Source organism: Sediminibacterium soli (assembly GCF_009939225.1).
GTDB classification, from domain to species: domain Bacteria; phylum Bacteroidota; class Bacteroidia; order Chitinophagales; family Chitinophagaceae; genus Sediminibacterium; species Sediminibacterium soli.
Genome location: NZ_JAACJR010000006.1, coordinates 673578 through 699897 on the forward strand (window position 1 = coordinate 673578; position 26320 = coordinate 699897).

Consider the following 26320-nt stretch of genomic DNA (forward strand, 5'->3'; position numbering starts at 1 on the left):
AGCGCGCGAACTTCCAAATCAATCGGCAATCGGCCATCCCCCATTCGCCAATCCATTATTAACGGTTCTTTACCAGCAGTTACTATATTGCGCCCTTAGTTTTGTGACATGAGATTGAGTTTTACGATTTTTTCTCTTTTATTGTTGGCTGGCACGGCAGATGCGCAAAAGATCACGGGCATCTGGAGGGGGTATTTTACATCGAGCCCCATCATCAAAGATGGTCTGGGGGAAGAAAGGTATAAATACGAAGTACAGATCGAGCAGAAATCGAACAACGGTATTGCGGGCGTTACCTATTCCTATAAAACCACCGTTTTTTACGGTAAAGCCGAACTGACCGGCATTCTTACCCTGCCCGCCAAAACCCTGATTCTCCGCGAAACAAAACTGGTTGACCTCAAGATCGGCGATAAAAGCGAACCCTGCCTGATGACCTGCTACCTGGATTATACCCGGATCGGCAAGCTCGAGGTGCTGGAGGGTACCTTTATTTCCACCAACATGAAAGACAAAAGAGATTGCGGCAGTGGAAAAGTGTACTTGGAGAAAGTGACCGAATCGGATTTTCAGAAAGAGGATTTTCTGGTAAAGAAAACGGATAAGCCGGCTGCGAACAACAAAACAGCCCAGGCAACGAACAAGCCACCTGCACAAAAAACGCCTCCGCAGGCCGGGACCAGAACCGGTATGGCAAAGCTTGCGCCAAAGCCACCTGCAGCCAGTCCGAAAGTTTCCACGAATGCCGGCAATGCAAAAGGCAATGTGGCACCGAACAGCCGGCAACCCGAAAAGACCATTGAACAACCCGCTATTGTAACCGTACCCAAAACGCCATCACCCGGTATTACACAGCAGACGGAGAATATCCCGAAAAAGTTCCCTACACCAAAAGCCCTGATCGAAAGGGAAAACAACCTGGTAAAGACAATCAACGTGTACGATCCATATGTTACGGTGGAGTTGTATGATAACGGAACCATCGATAACGATACGGTAACCGTATACCATAATAACCAGCTGGCCATCTCCAAAGCCAGGCTCAGCTATTCCCCGCTTTCGGTAAAACTGCACTGCTCGGAGGAAGATGCGCGGCATGAATTTGTCATGGTGGCGGAGAACCTGGGCGAATTTCCGCCCAATACCGCCATTATGGTGATCAAGGTGGGAAAAGACAGGTTTGTTGCGCGCCACGAGATCACCCTGTCCGCCAACGAACAACGCAATGCCAAAGTGATCATCAATTATATCCCCAAACAGTAAAGAAACGCAAGCCTGTACTGGCGGATTGATACAAGCCCCATCACCGTTTGCCGCAGGCATCGCCACCGCTACAACCTGATATTCCAGGTAACCGACGGTATAACCGGGAACAGCGAAACCTGTTTGGCGGTAACTTTCACCGTACCCGTGTTATCAGCGATCTCCTGGTCGTAATAGATAAAATAAGGGTTCAGACGGCTATAGAGATTGTAGATACTGAACACCCAGCTGCTGGTAAACTTCCTCGGTTTCTTAGGCTGGGGCGTATAGGTGGCCGATATATCCATGCGGTGATAGGCACTCATACGATAGGCGTTGATATTGCTGTATTCCTGCGTAAGCACCCCTCCCACCATATAGAACCGTTCGGGCAACGAAGTGGCATTGCCCGTGCCATAGATAAATATTCCCGACACTTTCCATTTGGGGCTGATCTCATAACTGCTCACCACCGACAGATCGTGCCTGCGGTCGTAGCGGCTGGGGTATTGCCGGCCATTGTTCAGATCCGGAAACCGGCGCCATGTCCAGCTAAGCGTGTACCCAATCCAGCCGGTCCACCGGCCTTTTACTTTGTTCACAAAAAATTCGGCGCCATAGCTCCATCCTTTTCCGAATACAAATTCTTCTTCCGGATCTTTCAGAGAGGGCGTGTACCCTTCCCGGTACTCTATCTGGTTCTCCATGGTTTTGTAATACGCTTCCACAGAGGTTTCAAACATGCCTTCGTTAAAATTCCGGAAATAGCCCACCGCGTACTGCCATCCTATCTGCGGTTTTACGCGCAGGGTACTCGGCACCCACAGATCGGTAGGCAGGGTTGTGCCTGCATTGGTCACAAGGTGTATATACTGCAGGTTGCGTGTAACGGCCGCCTTGATGGATGCCCGATCGCTGATGGCATACCGCAGGGTGGCCCGGGGCTCAAACCCGCCGTAGGCTTTTACGGTCTGCCCGCTGCCATACACGGTGCTGTCGGTTTTGTTACCGCTTGCATCACGCAGGTAATTGGTATACCGGCCCACCTGCTGAAACACACTGTAACGGATACCTGCATGCAGTTTCCATTTAGGGCCCAGCTCCCAATCGTCCTGCAGGTACACCGCGTATTCGTTGGCGTATTTCTTCGTCGCATTGTTGGGTCTGAACACGGTACTGTCCTGTCTTCCGCTTAACACATTGGGCAGAAAAGTATGATAGGTGTACTGGAAGCCGAACCGCAGTTTGTGTTCGGGGGCGGGATAAAAATCAATATCTGTTTTGGCGTTCAGGTCGCGGATACCCGACGACAGATTCAACCTGAAATCGTTGCGTTTGCCGTCGAGGGAGAACTGGTAATCGTTATAGACCAGTGTGGTATTGGCAAACAGTTTTTTGTTGAAGATATGGTTCCAGCGGAATGTGGCGGTGGTATTGCCCCAGGGTATTTCGGTATTGAAAGAGCGCTTGCTGTTGTTGAAATTGAATTTGTCGCGACCAAAATAACCGCTCAGGTAAATACGGTCCTTTTCTGAGAACTGGTAATTCACTTTTGCGTTCAGGTCGTAGAAATAATAACCGGAGCCGTAGTATTCGCTGGTTTTTTTGATGAAAGGCTTTACCAGCGCGTCCACATATGTCCGGCGGGCCGAGATCATATAGGATGCCTTGTTTTTTTTCAAAGGTCCCTGTATGGAAAAACGCGAAGCGATCAGCCCGATACCGGCGTCTATCTGTGTTTTATGCTGGTTGCCTTCTTTCATGGCGATATCCACCACAGACGAAAGTCTTCCCCCGTATTGCGAAGGCATACCGCCTTTAATCAGGGTTACGTTCTTGATGGCGTCCGAATTAAATATTGAAAAGAAACCAAACAGGTGCCCGGTATTGTATACCACGGCATCATCGAGCAGGATCAGGTTTTGATCGGGTCCGCCGCCCCTGACATAAAAACCGGCATTCCCCTCTCCGGCATTCCGCACACCGGGCAGTAACTGCAGTGTCTTCAGCACATCCACTTCTCCCAGGAAGGCAGGTAATGCTTTTGCGGTGGCCACACTCAGTTCAAACTTACCCATCTGGGCGGTTTTCACATTGTTGTCGCGTTTCCGGCCTATAACGGTTACGTTATTGATCAGCGCAGAAGCGGGGGAAAGCAATATGTTATCCTGTATGCTGCCATTCAGCGCCAGCGGTATCTCCCTGGAAACATAGCCGACAAAAGAACAGGTAATGGTATAATTTCCCTTGGGCAGGGTGATAGAGAAAAAGCCGTACTGGTTGGTGGTAATGCCTTTTTCGGCCGACTGCACCCTCAGCGTGGCGCCGATCAGTGTTTCGCCCGACAGCGAATCCTTCACATACCCGTTGAATGTGAATTTCTCCTGCGCAGCGCAGGTCAGGTATCCCAGTAACAGCAGGCAGCAGATGCCGTATTTTCTCCTCATAAGAATTGCCTTATCAATATAACAACGCCTTATTGTTTTGGTCTGAAATCGATGGAATCTTTTATCTCGCCGCATTCCGGCATTTTCTTCGGGATATAGGGATTACGAACCGCGGGCGAACTGCTGAGCCAGGCGGCTCCCTGGTCGTTGAACGCCATCGGACAGTACTGCTGGTACACCACCGCCCTGTCATACTGCACCAGGCGCACCAGATCGTACAGCTGGTCGCTCACCATCTGAAAAGATTTTCTTTTTGCCTCCAGACCGGTTTCCCCGGCCAGTCCTTTCAGCTCGGCCACAACCACTTCTGTATATATCACCGCATTTGCCAGCAGCGCAGAATCCGCCCCGAGCTCGGTCAGCTGCAGACTGTCGGCAGCGGCCATCAGGGTATAGCCCAGCCTGTTCAGCGTGGTATCGCTGTCTTCGGACACAAACCCTTCTTTCAATGCATAATAATCGGACAGTAATTTACCGAACGAACGGTTAAACGCCTCCGACCGGGCGCTTTTCCCATTGGCTGCCGGCACCGCGGTACCCGAGGGTTGCCGGTTCCGGCTGTTACAGGCGGCGGCCATAAGCAGTACCGCACCAAGAGCGAGGTATATGTTTTTGCAAGACATTTCCAAACAAAGGTAACCGCAAATTGAATTGACGCTGTTTGCCTTTACCTTTGCGGCCTTAAATACCTCTTAAGAGATGCTGATCGGATTACAGAACCTGACTTTTGAATTTGGCGCAAGGGCCATCGTGGAAGACGCCACATGGCATATACAACCCGGCGACCGCGTTGGCCTGGTGGGGTATAACGGCACCGGAAAATCAACCATACTGAAGGTACTGGTGGGCGAATACCTGCCTTCGAAAGGTTCTGTGGAGAAAAGCAAGGATACCACCATCGGTTACCTGCACCAGGACCTGCTGAGCTTCGACACCAGCGAAAGCATCACCGAAGTGGCGTTAAGCGCATTTGAGAGAGTGAGGCGGCTGGAAAAAGAGATCGAGCAGCTGGGCATGGAACTGGAAAAAAATCCGGAGGATGAAGCTTTGCTGCTGAAATACACAGACAGTCTTCATGAGATGGATGTGCTTGACGGGTACAATATCCATCACAAAGCGGAAGAAGTATTGCATGGTCTTGGCTTTGGCAACGAAGACCTGGCCCGACCCTACCAGGAGTTCAGCGGCGGCTGGCGGATGCGGGTGCTGCTGGCAAAAATGATCCTGCAGCAACCGGATGTATTGCTGCTGGATGAACCTACCAACCACCTCGACCTTCCTTCTATCGAATGGCTGGAGAAATACCTGGTGCATTACCAGGGAAGTGTGGTGATCGTAAGCCACGATAAATTTTTCCTGAACCGGATGGTCAACAAGATCGTGGAAGTGTACCAGCAGCAACTGCATATCTACAGTGGCAATTATGAATACTATGAAACGGAAAAGCTGATCCGGATAGAAATGCAGCAGAAAGCTTACGAGAACCAGCAGGATTATATACGGCAGCAGGAACGTTTTATCGAACGCTTCAAGGCCAAGGCCAGCAAAGCGGCCCAGGCGCAGAGTGTGCAGAAACGGCTCGATAAACTGGATAAGATCGAAGACGCCAAACTGGAGCGCCCCGATTTACGCATCAATTTTCAGCTGGAAAAAATTCCGGGTAAGATACTGGCCTCACTGAAACATGTCAGCAAGCATTTTGGCGAACTGACCATTGTTGAAAACACCACCGCAGAAATTGACCGCGGAGACAAGATCGCGCTGATCGGCGCCAACGGAAAAGGTAAATCAACGGTGCTGCGTATGATCGCGGGCACCGAACCGTTCGAAGGCGAGCGTGTATGGGGACATAATGTGGAAGAGAGTTTTTATGCACAGCACCAGCTGGAAGCACTTACACTGAGCAATACCATCCTGGAAGAAATGCAGCAATGCGGCAGTAAAAAAACGGATGTGGAACTGCGGATGCTGCTGGGATCCTTTCTTTTCAGCGGCGATGATGTAGAAAAGAAAATCCGGGTACTGAGCGGTGGCGAAAAAGCGAGGGTGGCGCTGGCAAAAACCATTGTAAGCAAGGCGAACTTCCTGATGCTCGACGAACCCACCAACCACCTCGATATGCATTCGGTGGAACTGCTTGCGGAAGCCCTGAATAAATACGAAGGCAGTTATATCCTGGTAAGCCATGACCGTTATTTTATTTCAAAAACGGCCAATAAGATATGGGAGATCGTTGATCACCAGATCAAGGAATTCAAAGGCAGCTACCAGGAATGGGTGGAATGGAACGAACGCATGGCGAAGATCGAAGCGGAGAAACAGAAAAACACGGGCGCCAATAAACCCGCACCGCAGCCGGCGGCAGTTGCTCCTCAGGATCCCAAACCCGCAGCCGTATCGATCAACAAGGAATTACAGAAGGAACTCCAGAAAGAACAGCGCAGGCTTGAGAAACTGGAAGCCGATCTGAACAAGGCAAAAGAGGCTGAACAAAAACTCGAAGCCGCTCTGGGCGACCCTGCCAACTATGCCGATCATTCCAGATTTGCCACCATCGAATCCGATTACAAAAAAGCCAGGTCCCAGCGCGAAAATCTCAACAAACAATACGAAGAGACATTTGAGAAAGTGATGGAGCTGGAAGGGAAAATGTAACGCGTGAGACGTCAATCGTGAGTTATCGTGAGTTGGCGTGAGTGAATTCGGCGTTGCTGTAAGCTGAAGTTTTTGAAAACCCAAAAACAACCTGACACATCCTGGTCTGGACTGCCAGCCTGACTTCCACACATTAACTCACGCCAACTCACGATAACTCACGTCTCACCTCCCCCTACTCCCCGCTCATCGCTTTCACAAAATCGCTCACCAGGTAGCCGATCAGTTTACCTGTGGCGGGGTCTTCCCTTCCGTCGGAAAGCCGGGTTGCCCCTTCGCAGATATGCAGGTAAGCGATCTTATTCCCCGCCGCGGCATAGGTAATGAACTGGCGGGCATGGTTTGCGGTGAGCCCCACCGGACTGGCAGCGCTGCTGAGCGTGTTCCTGATACAGTCGAGATCCAGCTCAAGTCCGCATAAAGTATCATCGGTAAAATCCGTTGCATGCGCGATGGCCTGAACGAAATTCCGTTTTTCATGAAGGAAGATATCTTCATAGGTAATGCAATCAATAAAAGGATTGTTCACCATATCCACCCACACATTCTGCGGCAGGTAGTTCTCGTGTAAGCCGATCACACAATATTTTTCCAGGTAGCCGTCCGCTTCCGCATAGGAAAACCCGTTGCCGCTGTGCCTGCCTTCCATCGGTCTGAAATCGGCATGTGCATCCAGGTTGATGGCATTGATCTGCGCGATGGGCAGTACCCCGGCTTTGTAAAATCCTTTTGCGGCGCCTTTGATACAGGGATAGGAATTGTTATGACCTCCCCCGATAACGATCGGTATTTTTTTATTCTGCGTTACAATATGGATCAGTTGCTCCACCGCTTCGTCGATCGTATTCACGGCATGACGGTAGGCTTCCAGTTTCTCATCCTGGTCCTGCGCATTCTGATCGATCAGCCTGGCCATATCGGAAAAATCGAAATGCCCCAGCAACAGCAGCTCGGTACCCTCGAGAAAATCGTTGCTTTGAATATTCAGGAACGATTGCAAAAAAGGCATCCAGGCAGAATCTGTTCCGCCAACGCCCATATTGGCTTTTACACCGATGTCTTCGGGTATACCGATCAGCACAAATGCCGCATCGGACTGCAGCAACGACTGCTCCAGCCGGGAGGGATCGGCCAGCACCTGTATCCGCTCACCCAGTTTTGTTTCGAATCGGCGGATACGGGTAAGCGATAGTATGTCCTTTTTGTTATAAAACCTGAAATGGGTCATATGGCGCGGTTTTATGTTCCTGCTGCAATCCCGCAGGAAAATAAATATACTAAATAAATGCGCCGTTGATCATCACTTTATCGATAAGGTTTGAACCGAAAGCATAAGGCAGGTAGGCTATGGAGGGGATGGGCCGGGTGAAGATCAGGTTGGCTTTTTTTCCGAGGGTAATGCTGCCCAGCTGTTCGCCGCAGCCCATTGCATAGGCGCCGTTGAGCGTGGCCGCGTTGATGGCTTCCGCGGGCAGCATTTTCATTTGTATACAGCTCATGGATACCACCAGGTTCATGTTGCCGCTCGGGCTTGATCCCGGGTTATAATCCGAAGCAAGCGCCACGATGCTTCCCGCATCGATCAGTTTTCTTGCCGGCTGAAAAGGCATACGCAGAAAAAACGCCGCCGTAGGCAGTAAGGTGCCGATGGTATCCGAACCCGCCAGCGCCTGTATCGCCGCATCATCCATGGTCTCCAGGTGATCAACAGACAGGGCGCCCAGCGATACCCCCAATTCAACACCTCCCGACAGGCTCAGCTGGTTGGCATGTATCTTGGGCTGCAGCCCGATTGCCATGCCTGCTCTGCAGATGGTTTCTGTTTCCGCAACGGAAAAAAAACCTTCTTCGCAAAACACATCGATGTACTCGGCCAGGCCTTCGCCCGCAATCGCGGGCAACATTTCCTGTATGATCAGATCGATATACCCCCGGTGGTCGCTCCGGTATTCGGGCGGGAATGCATGGGCACCCAGAAAACTGGCTTTAACCGGTATGGGCGTTTTCTCTTTGATCCGCCTGATCACCCGCAGCATTTTCAGCTCCGACTGCACCGTAAGGCCATAACCGCTTTTGATCTCTATGGCTCCTGTGCCCAAGCGCATCAGCTCCTGCAACCGGTTCCATGCCTGTTCAAAAAGCGCGTCTTCGGATGTGTCGGCAAGTTTCCTTGCAGAGTTCAGTATGCCACCGCCTTTGGCTGCAATGGCCGCATAACTCAATCCCTGCAGCTTGTCCACAAATTCCTCCTCCCGGCTTGCCGCAAAAACAAGATGGGTATGGCTGTCGCACCAGCAAGGCAGCACGCTGCTTCCTTCCGCGTTGATCAGCGGCAGGTTTGCATACGGCCCCTCCGGCAGATCCGCCATGGCACCATAATCGCCGATGCGTCCGTCGCGAACAACCAGGTAAGCATTTTCAAGCACAGGCAGTTGGGCCAGTTCTGCGCCTCGCAGCGGATGCGATGTACCGCGCACATTGACCAGGTGGCGTATATTGGTGATCAGGGCGTTCATGGCAACAAAATAAGCAGAAATGGCAAGCAAAAATCAACCCGCATAACCGGGGCTGCTAAAATCCGCAACCTAAGCCCAACTCCCCTATTTTCGTCCCATGTTAACCGCACTTGTCATTGTACGCTATCCCCGGTGGCTGGGCTGGGCCGGGTTTTTATCAATGGCCGTATTCCGCTGGCCGCTGGCGCTATCGGGCAGGGTACGGTTCTGGAAATTGCTGGGCTGCGGCAGGAACGGCACATTCGATATCCGGCCCGATTGGCGTCAGTGGGCGGTGTTGGTGGTATGGAACGAAGAACCGGCAACGAATGCCGCCCTTCCCCGGTTTCTCCGGCAGTGGTGGCGCTTTTTTCGCTGCGAGCTGTGCAGCTTCACGATGCAGGCACTGGAAGGACACGGTACCTGGGACAAACAGGCCTGTTTCGGAGAATACAGCGGGCAGGCCGGGCACGATGGAATGATCGCCGTGCTGACAAGGGCAACCATCAGGATCAATCGCCTCCGGCAGTTCTGGGGCAACGTAAGCAGGGTGACGCAGCAGATGCAGCAGGCAGACGGATTCCTGTTTTCGGCGGGCATTGGGGAAGTTCCCTGGATCAAACAGGCCACTTTCAGCATCTGGCAAACCAAAGAAGCCATGAAACAGTTCGCCTACCGCTCCGCAGAACACGCCGATGTGATCAGAAAGACCAGGTCGAATGACTGGTACAGCGAGGAAATGTTTGTCCGCTTCCGCATCGTTAACATAAAAGGAACACTGAAGGGAAAAAGTCCTTTGGAGGGAATGGCGTAATTTTGGTCTGCGGGTTTGCCGTGTTGGTTATTTGTCCTGGGTTGATTGGCTGGTCGGTATATGCAGGGAAATCCTGCAGAAATGAGGCTACCGAAGACCGGATGATGAAAATCGTTACCTCAGTGGGCGGTATCACCGCTTTTTCTTCGATATGCAAACAGGTATTCGTTACCGCCTGCCGGTCAGCGACAACAGACTGATAGCTACGCCACAGCGCACCCCACACTATATTCTCAATCAATCTGTCTGTATGGATAACAGGTTATCTGTTGGTTCTGAAATCGGCGTTCTGAAGCGTTTGCTGGTGCACAGTCCTGATAGCGGGCTGGGTAAAGTTGTGCCGTCCAAGGCGCAGGACTGGCTTTTTGAAGACATTGTTCACTTGGATACGATCCGTCGCGACGAGTACGATTATTATACCAAAGTGCTGTTGTATTTTCTCGATCCCGGAAAAATCAGGGGCCGGCTCGCCGAACTGGATGCGCCGGGTTATCAACGCGATTTCTATAAACCCGAGAGCCCGGCATTTTACCGCTCCGACAAGGTGGTGGAACTGCAATGGCTGCTGGCAGATATTCTGGAGGTGCCGGAACTGCGTTCAAAACTGATCGCAGCCGTTTGCGCGATCGAGCGGTGTACCTGGGAAACGGAAAACAGCCTGCAGCAATATGCGCCGGTGCAACTGGCCAAAACATTTATCTCCGGCACGGCCGATAACAAGGAACTGCTGTTTCCGCCGATACCCAATTTTATTTTTACACGCGATATCGGCATCACCATCAAAGACCATATCCTGCTCAACAAACCGGCAAAAAAAGCAAGGGCAAGAGAAACCCTGCTGGCGCGGTATATTTTCTTTCACCACCCCCTGTTCAGGGATTACCAGCAGCACATCATCGAGATCCCCGATTCGCACCATGGCTTCCTGCTGCCCAAGGAAGAAGACGAACGCAAGATCACCCTCGAGGGCGGGGATATTATGGTGGTAAGCGATGGGCATATGCTGATCGGTGTAAGCGAACGCACTTCTTCTGAAGCGGCGGTGAAGATCACCAACATCGTATTTGAAAAAGGGCTGATGGAAAAAGTGACGATCATACGCATACCCAAGAAACGCGATTACATGCATATTGATACCATCTTTACCCAGGTAAGAAAAGACGTGTGGGTGATGCTGGGTAATTTTTCAAGAAAAGCGGTGCGTTTTGAAGATGCCAGCCCGATTGAAAAGATCATGGAGATCAAGAAAGAGGAGAAGATAAAAATACTCCAGTTTCACAAACAGTTCCCCGATCACCCGGTTGGTTTTGAAACACTGGAAGACCTTTTGACCGATATCAGCCGCACCGATCTGGGCTGCAGCCAGGATATCCGTTTTATCTATTCCGGTAACAATGAATTTCCGTATAGCGCCAGGGAACAATGGACCGATTCCTGCAACCTGCTGGCGCTGAAGGAAGGCGTGGTGCTGGCCTACGACCGCAACGATAAAACCACAGAGGCCTTCCGTGAGGCAGGGTTCTCCATTATTCATGTGAAAGAACTGTTACCCAAACTCGAGTCGGGCGAAATGAATGCCGACACGATCACAGACACCGTGATACTGATGCCATCCGCCGAACTGTCGCGCGCCCGCGGCGGTTTTCACTGTATGAGCCTGCCACTGTGCAGGGAAAAACTTTCCTGACCATTCCTATGACCAACGCACAAAACACTTCGCACCTGCTGATGATCAGACCCGTGAATTTCCGTTTCAATACGGAAACCGCGGTTAACAACAGCTTCCAGCAGGACGCTGCCGATCAGCAGGTACAGGAAAAAGCGGCGGCGGAATTCGACAGCCTGGTTGCGCAACTGCGCAGCCATGGTATCCGGGTAACGGTGGTAAACGATACCCCCGATCCGTATACACCGGATTCCATTTTTCCGAATAACTGGGTATCGTTTCATGCCAGCGGGCGCATCTACCTCTATCCTATGTTCGCGGCCAACAGGCGCCTGGAAAGAAAGCAGCATGTGATCGAAGCCGTGCAGGGACAATACCACATCAGAGAACGCATCGATCTGTCGGGCTACGAACAGGATGCTGTTTTCCTGGAAGGCACCGGCAGTATGGTGCTGGACCGGGAAAATAAAATCGCGTATGCCTGTCTCTCGCCCCGCACGCATGAAAAAGCGCTGCAGGATTTTTGCGAAAGGGAAAATTACCGGCCCATCGGTTTTACCGCAACGGATGAGCAGGGGCAGCCGATCTACCATACCAATGTGATGATGTGTGTTGCCGACCGGTATGTGGTGATCTGCGCAGACAGCATACAGCATCCGAACGAAAAAGAATGGGTGCTGGATACGATCATCGGTACGGGCAAACAGGTGATCCCCATCAGCCGGAACCAGATGAACCATTTTGCGGGGAACATGCTGCAGGTATGCAATGCATCGGGAGAACCATTCCTGGTAATGTCTACGCAGGCATACCGGAGTCTTTCGGCAGAGCAGCTGCATGCACTGACCCAATACAATGCCGTCATCCATTCCGATATCTCGGATATCGAAACCAATGGCGGCGGAAGCGCACGTTGCATGATCGCCGAAATATTTCTGCCGGAACAATCCTGACCCCGTTTTCATACTAACGGTCATTAGCACAGAAAACGTTTGCGGTAGAAAACTGTTGATAAATCCATTGTTCAGAAAACGTTTACACCCACATCGATTGCCATTTATTTTCAAATGCTTACTTTTGAAACTCGTGTAGGAGTTACACACCCAGTTCGCGATTGCCCAAGTTTCTATTACTCAATTCATTAAGAAGAATTGCCGAATTACAATGTCTGCTAAACAAGTTACTAAGATCGGGGTACTTACTTCAGGAGGGGATGCGCCGGGCATGAATGCCGCCATCAGGGCCGTTGCAAGAACCGGAATTTATCATGGTCTCGAAGTGTATGGCGTTATGCGCGGTTACAGCGGTATGATCGATGATGATATTTTCAGGATGGAATCCCGTTCTGTTGCCAACATCATTCAGCGCGGTGGCACCATACTCAAAACTGCCCGCAGCAAAGAGTTCTTCGAATACGAAGGGCGCAAGAAAGCTTACGAGAACCTGAAAAGAAGGGGTATCGACTCGCTGGTGATCATCGGCGGCGACGGCAGTTTCCGCGGCGCACAGAAATTCAGTAATGAATTCGATATCCCCTGTATCGGGTTACCCGGCACCATCGACAAGGATATTGCCGGAAGCGATTTCACCATCGGCTTCGATACGGCCGTGAACACCGCTGTGGAAGCCATCGACAAAGTGCGCGACACGGCCGACGCACACGACCGTTTGTTCATCGTGGAAGTGATGGGACGCGATGCGGGATATATCGCCCTGCACAGCGGTATCGCAACCGGTGCGGAAAACATCCTGATACCCGAAACCAAAACAGATATCGACGAACTGGTCAGTTCCCTTTCCGAAAAAGAGAAAAGGAAAAAACTGGTGAACCTCGTGGTGGTGGCGGAAGGTGATGAGTTCGGCGGCGGTAACGAGATCGCATCGATCATAAGAGAAAGACTGCCGCATCTCGATACCAGGGTTTGCATACTCGGTCATATCCAGCGCGGCGGCTCGCCAACCTGTCTCGACAGGCTGATCGCCAGCCGTATGGGTTATCATGCAGTGGAGTGTCTGCTCAACGGCAAACACAATGTGATGGTGGGTATACTGAACAACAAACTGCATTATACACCGCTGAACAGCGCGGTAAAAGCCAAGCAGAAAATCTCTGATGACTGGTTGAAGATCGTTAAGATACTCGCCAGCTGATCATCCAATAAAAAGACCCCATTTTCGAACCCCAATAAGAAAAAATGTCAAAGAACCTCGACAAATACCTGCACAGGAATATGGATAAGGAAGCAGGTGTGGCCCACATGAACCATCGTACCAAGATCGTTGCAACCGTTGGCCCGGCCTGTGATACCTATGAAAAACTGCTGGAACTGGTGAAAGCAGGCGTTAACGTGTTCCGACTGAATTTTTCGCACGGAAGTCATGAAGACAAACTCAATATCATCGAGCATATCCGCAACATCAACAAAAGCGAACCCTATAATATCGCCATCCTTGGCGATCTGCAGGGACCTAAACTGCGTGTTGGCGAGATAGAGAACAATGCACTGGAAGTAAAAGTGGGTGATATCCTCACTTTCACCAACACCAAATGCATCGGCACAAAAGAAAAGATCTATGTCTCATACCCCAACCTCGCCGGCGATGTAACGGTGGGCAATGTGATCATGATCGACGATGGCAAGATAGAAGTGAAAGTGGCCAGCATAGAAACCAATGGCGATGTGAAAGTGCTGGTAACGCTGGGTGGCGTACTGTCTTCCAAAAAAGGCATCAACCTGCCCGATACAAAAATATCCCTGCCCGCATTGACGGACAAAGACCTGGTGGATCTTGAATTCATCATTGAACAGAAATGCGACTGGGTGGCGCTCAGCTTTGTGCGCAGCGTAAACGATATCGTCAGTCTGCGTGAAAAACTGAATGCGAAAAAGAGCAAGACCAAGATCATTGCCAAGATAGAAAAACCGGAGGCCCTGGTGAATATCCGCGATATCATCATCGAAAGCGACGGTATCATGGTGGCTCGTGGCGACCTTGGTGTTGAACTGCCGGTGGAAAAAATACCGCTGATACAGAAAGAGCTGATCCGTAAATGTATCCACCGCGCCAAGCCTGTTATCGTGGCCACGCAGATGATGGAGAGCATGATAGACCGCGTAAAACCAAACCGCAGCGAGATCACCGACGTAGCCAATGCCGTACTGGAAGGCGCCGATGCCGTTATGCTGAGCGGCGAAACGGCCACCGGCCAGCACCCGGCGCTGGTGGTGGAAACCATGTGCAAGATCATTGCGGAAGTGGAGAAAAGAGAATACCGGTATAACCGCGCGGAAGACCTGAAACCACAGCCGCATTCTCCCTCTTTTCACAGCGATGCGGTGTGTTATAATGCAGCCAAGATATCTACCGATGTGGAGGCCAGCGCACTGATCGGGATGACGCAGAGCGGCTACACTGCTTTTATGCTGAGCAGCTATCGCCCCTTCTCTCCCCTGTATATTTTTACCAAGGAAAAAACACTGGTAAACCAGCTGAGCCTAAGTTGGGGCGTGCGTGCGTTTTATTACGACGAAGAAGACAGTTTGGACGACATCATCCACGATCAGATCAATATCCTCAAAGAAAGGGGCTTTGTCAAGGCGGGAGATGTGGTGGTGAATACCGGAAGCACCCCTGTGCACCTGCACCTGCCGACAAATATCATCAAGCTGACAACGATCGAGTAAATTCAATCGGTTGTCTTAAAATATTCAGGTAAAGATTCCCGCTAACCCGGGAATCTTTTTTATTTTCACTCGCTGTTTAGCCAAAAAAGCACTGCCACATGGTTGATTCATTTGAAAAAATCCCCGTTTCCATTTACCCCAACGCCAAAGAAGGTTCAAAATATGTAGCGGAGGAAATAGCAAAACTGATCCGCGAAAAACAGGCCGCCGGCGAAAAATGCGTGCTCGGTATGGCCACAGGGGGTACGCCCATCCTGCTGTACGAAGAACTGGTGCGTATGCACAAAGAGGAAGGACTGAGTTTCCGCAATGTGATTACATTCAACCTGGATGAGTACTACCCGATAGAAAAAACAGCTTACCAGAGTTACTGGTCTTTTATGCACCGTAACCTGTTTGATCATATCGATATCGACCGCAGCAATATTCATATACCCGATGGCACCTGGTCAAAAGAAGAGATCAAACAGCACTGTGCGGCATACGAAAAAGAGTTTGAAGCGGCAGGCGGCATCGATCTCCAGATACTGGGTATCGGTTTGAACGGGCATATCGGTTTCAACGAACCGGGTTCGAGCATCCATTCGAAAACGCGGCTGGTAAACCTCGAGAACACCACGCGTATTGCCAATACCTACGAATTCGAGAATATCTCCAAAGTGCCAAGACTCGCCATCACGATGGGCATCAGCACCATCATGCAGGCAAAAAAAATATTGCTGATGGCCTGGGGCTCCAAAGCCACTATCGTTGCACGCTCGGTGGAAGGGCATGTAACAGAACAGGTGCCCGCCAGTCTTTTGCAGCAGCATCCCGACTGCACATTCATTATCGACGAGCCGGCGTCTTCCGACCTTACCAGGGTAAAATCGCCCTGGCTTACCGGCGACTGTGTTTGGTTGCCAAAGATGATACGCCGTGCGGTGGTGCAGATGGCATTAAAACTCGGCAAACCCGTGCTGAGTCTTACCGCAGACGATTATGTTGAGCAGGGCTTATCAGACCTGCTGATCGAAAAAGGCGATGCCTACGAGATCAACCTGCAGGTATATTACATGCTGCGCGATTCCATCACGGGCTGGCCCGGTGGTAAACCCGGCGCCGTAATACCCGCGCATCCGGAACGCAGCGAGCCGCATCCCAAACGCTGCCTGATCTTCTCTCCTCACCCCGACGATGATATCATCAGCATGGGCGGCACTTTTATGCGCTTGCACGACCAGGGACATGAAGTGCATGTTGCCTACCAGACCAGCGGCAATATTGCCGTTACCGACGAATTCGTTACCCGTTTCATCGATTTTGCCGTTGGTTTCGAAGACATGTTCGGTATCGACAACCACAAAAGCCAGGAGATATTAAGCGCGGCGCGCAAATACATCGCCACCAAAAAGAAAGACCAGACGGATACAGCCGAGATCCGTTCCATCAAGGGACTGATCAGGAGATGCGAGGCAAAAGCCACCTGCCGGTATGTGGGGCTTACAGATGACCGGGCGCATTTTATGAACCTGCCCTTCTACGAAACGGGCACCATCGAGAAAAAACCGATGGGCGAAGAAGACGTGCTGATCACCATGGAACTGCTGCGCAGGATCCAGCCCCACCAGGTGTACTGTGCGGGCGACCTCGCCGATCCGCATGGCACACACAAGGTTTGCCTGGATATTGTTTTTGAAAGTCTGCGCAGACTCAAAGCAGAAGGCGAGCCCTGGATAAACGACTGCTGGGTTTGGCTCTACAAAGGCGCATGGCAGGAATGGGATATTTCCGAAATCGAAATGGCCATACCCATGAGTCCCGACCAGGTAATGAAAAAACGTTTCGGCATATTCATACACCAGTCGCAAAAAGACATGGTGCCTTTTCAGGGAAGCGACAGCCGCGAATTCTGGCAAAGGGCCGAGGACCGCAATGCCAACACTGCCGAATTATACGCTTCGCTCGGTATGACCAAATACGCCGCGATGGAAGCATTTGTAAGATGGCATTATTAGGAGCGAAAAATGAGCCGTGAAATGTGAAAGGATACCATGTCCTTTCTTCCCATTTTTCATCTCGCACTTTTCACTTTCCCCTTACATTTGCCGGATGCAAGGGGAAAAGTCTGCAATTGCTTTGGCATGGAAAGAGGCGTGGACCGATAAACGGTTCAGGCTGATCACCATCATTGGCAGTGTGCTGTTGTTTGTGATACTGGCCAGTTTTCCTTTTTTCTTTACCTATATTGAAACAAGACCGGGTACGCAGCTGCACGACCGTCTGCTGTTGTTGCTGCCGCCGCGCGATGTATCCGTTCCCACTTTTGTGATCATCTGGTCGATGACGGCATTGCTCTGGATCAGGTGTGTTCAGGATCCATCTGTTTTTATTGTTTTTCTTTGCAGCTTCATCCTGCTGTCGGTGACCCGGATGATCACCATCATGCTGGTGCCGCTTGATCCGCCGCAGGGACTGATCCCGCTGAAAGACCCGTTAAGCAGTATTTTTTACGGGGGAATGGACGTGTTTATCCAGAAAGACCTTTTTTACTCGGGCCACACTTCCATACAGTTGCTGATGTTTTTCACTTTCAAAAAGAAATCAGATAAATTCCTGGCTTTTTTTTCCTCACTCGCCATCGCATCGTTTGTATTGCTGCAGCATGTGCATTATACCATCGATGTGCTGGGCGCCCTGCTGTTCAGTTTTTTCGTTCACAGGGCCAGCAAAAAAATCACGGGGTATTAGCAGCCCAACGCCGAACGGGTACCGGCTCTCCGCATCTCCTGCTTTTGACTTTTAAATTTATCAAAACGCCTCTCCAATCTGCAGGTAAAGCCCATTGTTCTTTCCGCCGCCGGTGCCGTAATCGATACGGAGGTTGAGCTTTTCTTTTTTGTCGAGTGCCACCCGCAAACCCGCGCCCATGGAATGCCTGAGGTCATCGAGCGCATACTCCCGCCAGTTGGCGGCCACACTGCCTGTTCCGGCAAACAGGGCCAGTCCAAAACGTCCTTTTACATGCAGGCGGTATTCTCCCTGCAATACCAGTTGGTTTATATCGCGGTACCTGCCCTCGTAAAATCCGCGCATCCGGCTGGCGCCGCCAAGCGCTGCCAGGCTCCTGATAGGCACTTCCCTGCCCGTGTTATTAAAACTGTAGAGCTGGAAGGCAAGCACCTGCTTTTTTGTGAGCGACAGGTATTTGCGAAGGTCAACGAGTATATTGGTGTAATTATAATCCGATCCCCAAATGGCATCGAAATGATCTATGAACAGCTGTCCAAAAAATCCTTTATCGGGAGAGAAGGCATTGTTGCGGCTGTCGTAAGTGAAACTGCCGCCGAAACCGGCTATTTTGTATCCTTTTCTTCCCTGCACATCCTGTTTGTCAAATGCGCCCCCGCTGAGGTACTCGATATTCCATACTTTCTGGTTCTCGAATATGATACCGGCAAACAGGTGCCTGGCCACTTTCCGCATCAGGTGCGCGTATACATAGTACTGCTGGAACCGGTACGGCTCTTCTGCAGTAACAGGCGTTTGTTTACCGAGCCCCCAGAATTTATCGGGAAAGGAACTGTACGAAAACTGCTCGTTCAGTATATACTTTTCTTTCCGGAAATACTGGGCACCGTTAATGGCCATCACCAGTTGCTTCTTGGTGGAGTACAAAGCAAGGGCCTGCATGCTGGAGGTGCGCGAACCGGTATCATCCGGAAAAATGCGGAAAGTAAAGGAGCTTGCCGTTCCGAAGGCCCAGCCTGTTTCAACGGATTTGGATATGACAGGAAGGATCAGCAGTTTTGTTTTTTTTGCGGAATCCGGTTGCGCCATCGCGTAAGCAATACATCCGCAGACTGCCATAAAACAGTAAAAAAAACGAAGTGCGTATCTCTGATTGCGGCTCATAAAGCCTCGAAATTAACCGCTTATAACATATTGCCACAAAATCCTTAGATTAATTTGCTTAGATTTGCCTGTTTTTTGGACACATTGTCTTACTAATTTCATAATAATTAATTAACATTACATTCTAACGTATAGAGTAAGATGAAAAAATGGGAGAGCCACTTTCAGCTTGGTGATACAGTAACACAGGAGCAGGTTGATTTTTTTGACAAACACGGTGTAATCGTATTCCGCAACTTTATCAATAGGGAAAAGGTTGACCTTTATCTCAGCGAACTGAAGCGCCTGGAAACGGAATGGCTGAGCGAAAACAAGGATAAAGTCAACGGCATTCCGCTCAAACACGGCAAAGACGAACATGGCAACAGAACCATCCAGCGGCTTTGTTTTACTTCCTTATACAGCGATGCCCTGCACCAGCTTTTGGAAGAATCCAGGTTAAAAAACCTCATGGCCTTCCTGCATCCCTACGAAGGCAGAATCGGCGAAAATGAGAAAGACGGCCTGGTCATCAACAACTACATCAATACCCCCAACAGCACTTTTACCCAGATGGGCTGGCATACCGATGCGCCGCGCGACCTGTTCCTCGGCCAGAAGATCATGCCCATGCTGAACGTAGGTATCCATCTCGACGACTGCAAATTCGAGAACGGCGGTCTGCGGGTACTGCCCGGTACGCATAAACAAAGCGTGCTGAAACTGCTGTTTGGCAAAAAATATTTTATCGATAACAACGACGACGACCGCGAAGTGGGATTCGACCTGCATGCCGGTGATCTTTCCGTTCACGACGGCCGTTTATGGCACAGGGTGAAACAATCCCCGCTGTACGGCGAGGCCAGCCGCCGCCGGGTTATGTACATTCCGTTCATCACGGGCAAATACAAACCCAAAGACGAGAACAGCAAAACACCGTTCTATCACCGGTTCACTTCCAAAGTGCACCATTGATCAAATCATACAAAAAGGCCGGCCAAAGCCGGTTTTTTTATGCCCGCACGCTTCCCAAATGCCATCCATCCATTTCTAATCATTTTCCAATCTGCCGGTAGCCGCCCATTTCCTAATTTTAGGGCCGCAAAATGTATGTAAAAAAATTATATACGGTTATCAGGCCGGCATTGTTTTCCCTTATGCTGATTACGCTGGGGGTTTGCCTGCTGTCGTTTGCCAGTTGCGACAATACCCATAGCTACACCGGCTATTCCGTGCAGCAAGACGGGTGTTTTCATTTGATCGACAGACCCGGCGATACCGGTCAGCCCGAACTCACCAAAACAGATCCCGATCAGGAAGGCCATTCCCGGGTATTTATCCGCACCCGCGGCACATTGAAATCCTTTATCAGGAACCAGCCTGTATTTGCCGAAGCATATGCAGCCTTCCCTCCTGTTCTGTCAGATAACAACAAACCCAGCTATGGCACCCCGCTGATCAGACCGGCTTACTACCGGTTCCTGTTCCGTTACCAGTTGTTCTGACATCCTCTTTGCTTTCTTCCCTTTACCTGTTCGTATCAGCCGCCTGTTTGTTTACCCGGTAAACAGCGGCACATCATTGTATCACCTATAACACCAATTCATGCGCCTACCCATAGCTGTTTGCCTTTTTATGGCAACGACCTTTCTGTATTCCTGTTCGCAGAACAAGGCCTCAGACAATAACCCGCCCGATTACACCGTACCCGTGATCAGCATCGTTGAGAAAAACGTGAACCTCGATAAAATTTATGTATCCGATATCCAGGCCGTTCAGAACGTGGAACTGAGAAGCAGGATACCCGGTTTTCTCGACAGGATTTATGTTGATGAAGGACAGACCGTACAAAAAGGCCAGCTGCTTTTCAGCATCAGCAACGAAGAATACAGGGCCCAGGTGGCACAGGCCAAAGCCAGCCTGAACAGCGTGATCGCCGACGGCAAAACAGCAGAGCTGGAAATGGAACGGATCAGGCTGCTGGTGGATAAAAAAATATTATCCTCCACAGAACTTGCGCTGGCACAGGCAAAACTGCGTTTTGCAAAAGCCAAGATCGAAGAAGCGCAGGCCGCACTTGACCACGCGCATACCCGGTTATCGTATACCAGTGTGCGCGCGCCCTACGACGGCGTGCTGGACCGCATACCGCTGAAAGTGGGCAGCCTGCTGGAAGAAGGCACCCTGCTGACCAGTGTTTCCGATATCGGTTCCGTATACGCCTACTTCAATGTGTCGGAGAACGAATACCTGGACTACCTGCGCGAAAAACAGCAGAAAGGCACCACGGATAAGGAAGTGTCGCTGCTGCTGGCAGACGGGCAGGAATATCCGCTGCCGGGGAAAATCGAAACGGTGGTAAGCGAGTTTGAACAGGCCACCGGGTCTATCGCATTCAGGGCAAGGTTTCCCAATCCTCATCGTTTGCTGAAACACAAAGCCACCGGCAAGGTATGCCTGTCGCGCAACGTGGAAAAAGCGCTGATGCTGCCGCAGAAATCAGTGTTCGAGATACAGGACAGAAACTATGTATACGTGGTTGACGCCGGTAATACCGTTCGCATGAAAAGCTTTGTACCGCGCGCAAGGTTCGAAAAATTCTACGTGGTATCATCGGGACTAAGCAAGGGAGAAAAAGTGGTGTACGAAGGAATCCAGAATATCAAGGAAGGCATGCAGGTACGCCCTGCGGTTGTTGCGATCGACAGCCTGCTTACAAAAAACATTTTCTAAGGCTGTAAATCCCCAACATAACTATGTTCGATAAATTTATTAAGCGACCGGTATTGTCGCTTGTGATCTCATTACTGATCGTGCTGCTGGGTGTGCTTTCGCTGTTCTCGCTGCCCGTAACGCAGTTCCCTGATATTGTACCGCCTTCGGTTATCGTTACCGCCAATTATACGGGCGCCAACGCCGAAGTGTGTACCAAAGCGGTGGCAACACCGCTGGAACGCGCCATCAACGGCGTTCCGGGTATGACGTATATGTCCACCGTTACCAGCAACAACGGTCTTACCATCATCCAGATTTATTTTAAAGTGGGTACCGATCCCGATATCGCTGCGGTGAATGTGCAGAACAGGGTAACCACCGTACTCGATGAACTGCCCGAAGAAGTGATCAAGGCGGGCGTTACCACGGAGAAGGAAGTAAACAGCATGCTGATGTACCTGAACATCATCAGTTCGGATACCGCACTGGATGAAAAATTCATTTACAATTTCGCCGATATCAATGTACTCAAGGAACTGAAACGCATAGAAGGCGTAGGTTTTGCCGAGATCATGGGCGCAAGGGACTACGCGATGCGTGTATGGCTGAAGCCCGACAGGATGCATGCCTACCAGGTATCGGCCGACGAGGCCATCGCCGCCGTACGTGCGCAGAATGTGGAAGCCGCGCCCGGCAAAACAGGGGAAAGCTCGGGTAAACAGGTGCAGCCGCTGCAATATGTGCTGCGTTACAAAGGCAAATACACAAAACCGGAAGAATACGGCAACCTGGTATTGCGCGCCGAAAAAGACGGGTCTGTGCTGCGTCTGAAAGACATTGCCGATATCGAATTCGGATCGCTGGATTATGATATGACATCGATGACGAACGGACGTCCTTCTGCATCAATCATGCTGAAACAGCGACCGGGATCAAATGCCAAAGCGGTTATCGACAACATCAAAACACGTATGGCGGAACTGAAAGAATCCTCGTTCCCGCCAGGTATGACTTTCAATATCAGCTACGATGTATCCCGGTTTCTCGATGCCTCCATAGAGGAAGTATTGCGGACGCTGGTGGAGGCCTTCCTGCTGGTATTCGTGGTGGTGTTTATCTTTCTGCAGGATTTCCGGTCTACGCTCATACCCGCACTGGCTGTTCCCGTTGCACTGATAGGCACTTTGTTCTTTATGCAGGTGCTCGGGTTTTCGATCAACCTGCTAACACTCTTTGCGCTGGTGCTGGCCATCGGCATCGTGGTAGACAATGCCATCGTGGTGGTGGAAGCGGTGCATGCCAATATGGAGGAAAAACACCTGTCGCCTATGGATGCGACAATTTTCGCCATGAAGGATATCGGCAGCGCCATCATCGCCATTACACTGGTTATGTCTGCGGTATTTGTGCCCGTTGCGTTTATGTCGGGGCCGGTGGGTGTGTTCTACCGCCAGTTCTCGCTTACCCTGGCGATCGCCATCGTGATTTCGGGTATCAACGCGCTTACGCTTACACCGGCATTATGCGCCATCCTTCTCCGGCATACCGACAAGAACAAAAAGAAACGCTCGATACTGCAGAGATTCTTTGACGGGTTCAACAGACTATACAACCGGCTGGCCGGCCGCTATGCCGGTCTTATCTCCCGTATTGCCGGGAGAAAAACGATCACCTTCGCCATGCTGGGTCTGTTCTTTTTTGCCACCTGGGGATTCAATGCCATACTGCCCAGCGGATTTATTCCCACAGAAGACCAGGGTATGATCTACGTGAACGTAACAACGCCGCCCGGAGCCACGCTCGAGAGAACGGAGGAAGTGCTGAACGAAGTGGAGAAAGCCGCATCAAAAATGGGACCGGTGGAATCGGTGTCCACACTGGCGGGTTTCAGCCTGATGAGCGATATGGCCGGCGCCTCCTACGGCATGGGTATGATCAACCTGAAAAGCTGGGACAAACGAAAGGAATCGATAGCGGATGTTATCAAAGAACTCGACAAAGCCTCGCGGCAGATATCCGATGCAAGCATACAGTTCTTTCCGCCGCCCACGGTGCCCGGATTTGGCAACGCCAGCGGCTTTGAAGTAAGGCTGCTCGATAAGAGCGGCACCGACGATCTGCAGAAAACAGCGGAGGTAACCGCCAAATTCGTGAGCGCGCTGGGCAAAACGCCCGGTGTGGCCAATGTATTCACCGGGTTTGATCCCAATTTCCCGCAGTACCTGATCCATGTTGACCAGGAAATGGCGGCAAAAAAAGGCGTTACCATCGATAATGCACTGAGTACGCTGCAGACCCTGCTGGGCAGTTATTATACCACCAATTTTATCCGCTTCGGCCAGATGTACAAGGTGATGCTGCAGGCTGCCCCGCAGTACCGGGCCAAACCGGAAGACGTGCTCACGCTCTACGTTAAAAACAGGGAGGGCGAGATGGTGCCGTTCTCTACGTTCATCAGGCTCGAAAGGGTGTATGGCCCCGAACAGCTGATGCGTTACAACATGTACACTTCCGCAATGATCAACGGCGAGGCAGCCGAAGGTTACAGCAGCGGCGACGCCATCGAAGCCGTGGAGAAAACAGCGAAGGAAACGCTGCCAAAAGGGTATGGCATCGAATGGTCGGGTATGACACGCGAACAGATCCTGTCCGGCAACCAGGCGCTGTACATCTTCCTGGTCTGTCTTGTGTTTGTATACCTGCTGCTGGCCGCGCAGTATGAAAGCATGCTGCTGCCTCTGTCGGTGATCTTTTCCCTGCCAACCGGGATCTTTGGTTCGTTCCTGTTCCTGAAACTGGCCAGGCTGGAAAACAATATCTATGCGCAGGTGGCCCTTGTGATGCTGATCGGTTTGCTTGGCAAGAACGCGATACTGATTGTGGAATTTGCGATACAAAGAAACAAGGAAGGGCTTAGCATACTGCAATCGGCGGTGGCCGGTGCTGCGTCGAGACTGCGGCCGATACTGATGACTTCGTTTGCCTTTATCGCCGGACTGATACCCCTGTGCATCGCCAGCGGCGCGGGCGCCATGGGCAACCGCTCCATCGGCACTGCGGCGGCGGGCGGTATGCTGACAGGCACACTGTTCGGCATCATCATCGTTCCGGGGTTGTATGTATTGTTTGCCGGCATCGCGCAAAAAATGCGGAAACCCAAACACACCGCGCAGCATTTACCTGTTAACAACGATTCGTATCCATCTTAATGATTTCTGTTCATGAATAAATATATTCTTATCAACCGTAACCGTATCATCGTGGCCGCGATCGCCGCTGCGGTCTTATTCGGCTGCAAGGCCATACAGCCGGCAGCCTATACAAAACCCGCACTGGCCGTTCCCGATAGTTTTCAGACATCCGGGCCGGTTCACAGCGGTGAGCGCATCACCAAACAGCTGGTGTTTACCGATACCCTGCTTGTTGCACTGATCAATACCGCCATTGCCCAGAACCCCGACATACTGATCGCGATGCAAAGGATCGAAGCCATGCGGGGGCAACTGGCTGCGCGCAAAGGGGCCATGGCGCCTGTTGTTGGGGCAGACATCAGCGCTTCCGCGCAACGGTATGGCGATTATACGATGGAAGGCGTGGGAAATTTTGACACCAATCTTTCGGGCAATATCAAAGCCAGCCAGAAAGCGCCGGTGCCTGTTACGCCGAATTATTTCACAGGACTGAGAAGCAGCTGGGAAATCGATCTCTGGGGTAAACTGAAACAACAGAAACGATCGGCTTACCTGCAGCTGCTTGCCTCGGAACAGGGAAAGAAATTCGTGATCACCTCGCTTGTGTCCGAGATCGCCGGCAGGTATTATGCGCTGCAAGCGCTGGATGCAAAACTGGCGATCATACAATCCAATATTGCCCTGCAGGACAGTGTGGTGAGTATATCGCAGGTGCAGAAAGAAGCCGGCAGAACAACGGAGCTGGGCGTGCAGCAGTTTAAGGCCCAGGCACTGCGTACCAGGAGCATGACGGCCGAAATAGCAGCCGAACGTATCCGTATAGAAAACGAGCTCGCCTACCTGATGGGCGGTTACCCGCAAAAGATACAACCGCAGCCGGTGGCTCCCGAAATGCGGATGGTGACCAGGCTTTCGGGCGCACCGCAGGACCTGATCGACCTGCGGCCGGATGTGGCGGAAGCGGAATTGCTGTTACAGGCAAAAGGTGCGGACCTGGTTGCCGCAAGGGCCGAGATGCTGCCTTCGCTGAACCTGGGCGCCTTTCTTGGTTTCAATGCTTTCAGCGGCGCATTGCTTTTTCAGACGGGTTCGGTTGCATACGGACTGGCGGGCGGGCTGACGGCTCCCCTGCTGAACAAGCGGGCCATCAAAGGACAGATAACCCGTACCGAGGCGGAGAAACAGCAGGCGCTGCAGCAGTACCGCAAAACCGTTCTGCTTGCATTTGGTGAGATACAGACCTCATTGCAAACCATCGAACAGCTGGAGAAAATGTATGCACTGAACAAACAGGAAACAACGGTATTATCGGGCGCGATCAATATTTCGAACGAACTGTACAAAGCCGGCTATGCCTCGTACCTGGAAGTGATCACTGCGCAGAAGACGGCGCTGGAGGCGGAGCTCAATCTTATCGAAACCCAAAAACGCATGTACGGCTCATTGATCGGGCTGTACCGTGCCGTTGGCGGGGGATGGTGAGTGGAAACCTCAGTTATATGGTTGTATTGTTATATGGCTGTATTGTTGAATGGT

Annotated in this window: 19 protein-coding genes; 14 read left to right on the forward strand and 5 right to left on the reverse strand. The window is 51.3% G+C overall.

Going from position 1 to position 26320, the window contains the following annotated elements:
• Positions 1-108: 108 nt before the first annotated feature.
• Positions 109-1263, forward strand: coding sequence for a hypothetical protein (locus GWC94_RS06995; RefSeq protein ID WP_161834313.1), 1155 nt, complete (start codon positions 109-111; stop codon positions 1261-1263).
• A 68-nt stretch (positions 1264-1331) separates the two neighbouring features.
• Here the strand turns inward: GWC94_RS06995 and GWC94_RS07000 are convergent, their stop codons facing one another.
• Positions 1332-3689, reverse strand: a complete 2358-nt coding sequence (locus GWC94_RS07000) for a TonB-dependent receptor (protein WP_161834314.1) — start codon at positions 3687-3689, stop codon at positions 1332-1334.
• 29 nt (positions 3690-3718) lie between these two features.
• A complete protein-coding gene (locus GWC94_RS07005; RefSeq protein ID WP_161834315.1) occupies positions 3719-4312 on the reverse strand; it encodes a DUF3347 domain-containing protein in 594 nt (197 codons plus the stop codon).
• 76 nt (positions 4313-4388) lie between these two features.
• Here GWC94_RS07005 and GWC94_RS07010 point away from each other — a divergent pair, with 76 nt between their 5' ends.
• On the forward strand, positions 4389-6344 hold the full coding sequence (locus GWC94_RS07010) for an ABC-F family ATP-binding cassette domain-containing protein (protein ID WP_161834316.1): 1956 nt from the start codon (positions 4389-4391) through the stop codon (positions 6342-6344).
• Positions 6345-6519: 175 nt separating this feature from the next.
• On the opposite strand, the gene GWC94_RS07015 is transcribed toward GWC94_RS07010, so the two are convergent.
• A complete protein-coding gene (locus GWC94_RS07015; protein ID WP_161834317.1) occupies positions 6520-7572 on the reverse strand; it encodes a formimidoylglutamase in 1053 nt (350 codons plus the stop codon).
• A gap of 49 nt (positions 7573-7621) precedes the next feature.
• Complete coding sequence (gene hutI / locus GWC94_RS07020) at positions 7622-8860, reverse strand: imidazolonepropionase (protein ID WP_161834318.1); 1239 nt, start codon at positions 8858-8860, stop codon at positions 7622-7624.
• Positions 8861-8957: 97 nt separating this feature from the next.
• Here hutI and GWC94_RS07025 point away from each other — a divergent pair, with 97 nt between their 5' ends.
• The 7 genes from GWC94_RS07025 (at position 8958) to GWC94_RS07055 (ending at position 17735) form a co-directional block, all read left to right on the forward strand.
• The gene (locus tag GWC94_RS07025) at positions 8958-9653 is read left to right on the forward strand and encodes a DUF3291 domain-containing protein (RefSeq protein WP_161834319.1); all 696 of its coding nucleotides are present in this window, start codon (positions 8958-8960) and stop codon (positions 9651-9653) included.
• Between the two features lie 250 nt (positions 9654-9903).
• Positions 9904-11340 carry an arginine deiminase family protein gene (locus GWC94_RS07030; protein WP_161834320.1) on the forward strand — a complete coding sequence of 479 codons (1437 nt, stop codon included), beginning with the start codon at positions 9904-9906 and terminating at the stop codon, positions 11338-11340.
• Positions 11341-11348: 8 nt separating this feature from the next.
• A complete protein-coding gene (gene ctlX / locus GWC94_RS07035) occupies positions 11349-12272 on the forward strand; it encodes a citrulline utilization hydrolase CtlX (RefSeq protein ID WP_235918475.1) in 924 nt (307 codons plus the stop codon).
• A 211-nt stretch (positions 12273-12483) separates the two neighbouring features.
• Entirely contained in the window at positions 12484-13470 is a 987-nt protein-coding gene (gene pfkA, locus GWC94_RS07040) for a 6-phosphofructokinase (RefSeq protein ID WP_161834321.1), read from the forward strand.
• Positions 13471-13514: 44 nt separating this feature from the next.
• Positions 13515-15005, forward strand: coding sequence for a pyruvate kinase (pyk, locus tag GWC94_RS07045; protein WP_161834322.1), 1491 nt, complete (start codon positions 13515-13517; stop codon positions 15003-15005).
• 98 nt (positions 15006-15103) lie between these two features.
• Positions 15104-17002 carry a glucosamine-6-phosphate deaminase gene (gene nagB, locus GWC94_RS07050; protein ID WP_161834323.1) on the forward strand — a complete coding sequence of 633 codons (1899 nt, stop codon included), beginning with the start codon at positions 15104-15106 and terminating at the stop codon, positions 17000-17002.
• A gap of 121 nt (positions 17003-17123) precedes the next feature.
• Positions 17124-17735: a phosphatase PAP2-related protein gene (locus tag GWC94_RS07055; RefSeq protein WP_161834324.1), complete on the forward strand. Its 612-nt coding sequence runs from the start codon at positions 17124-17126 to the stop codon at positions 17733-17735.
• A gap of 60 nt (positions 17736-17795) precedes the next feature.
• Here the strand turns inward: GWC94_RS07055 and GWC94_RS07060 are convergent, their stop codons facing one another.
• Positions 17796-18899: a BamA/TamA family outer membrane protein gene (locus GWC94_RS07060; RefSeq protein ID WP_202628652.1), complete on the reverse strand. Its 1104-nt coding sequence runs from the start codon at positions 18897-18899 to the stop codon at positions 17796-17798.
• Positions 18900-19040: 141 nt separating this feature from the next.
• On the opposite strand from GWC94_RS07060, the gene GWC94_RS07065 reads away from it, so the two are divergent.
• From GWC94_RS07065 to GWC94_RS07085, 5 genes are all read left to right on the forward strand, one after another.
• Complete coding sequence (locus GWC94_RS07065) at positions 19041-19853, forward strand: phytanoyl-CoA dioxygenase family protein (protein ID WP_161834325.1); 813 nt, start codon at positions 19041-19043, stop codon at positions 19851-19853.
• A 182-nt stretch (positions 19854-20035) separates the two neighbouring features.
• Complete coding sequence (locus tag GWC94_RS07070; protein WP_161834326.1) at positions 20036-20383, forward strand: hypothetical protein; 348 nt, start codon at positions 20036-20038, stop codon at positions 20381-20383.
• Positions 20384-20513: 130 nt separating this feature from the next.
• Positions 20514-21611 (forward strand): efflux RND transporter periplasmic adaptor subunit, encoded by a 1098-nt coding sequence (locus tag GWC94_RS07075; protein ID WP_202628653.1) that lies wholly within the window; start codon positions 20514-20516, stop codon positions 21609-21611.
• A 23-nt stretch (positions 21612-21634) separates the two neighbouring features.
• A complete protein-coding gene (locus tag GWC94_RS07080) occupies positions 21635-24802 on the forward strand; it encodes an efflux RND transporter permease subunit (RefSeq protein ID WP_161834328.1) in 3168 nt (1055 codons plus the stop codon).
• A 12-nt stretch (positions 24803-24814) separates the two neighbouring features.
• Entirely contained in the window at positions 24815-26266 is a 1452-nt protein-coding gene (locus tag GWC94_RS07085) for a TolC family protein (protein WP_161834329.1), read from the forward strand.
• Positions 26267-26320 lie beyond the last annotated feature (54 nt).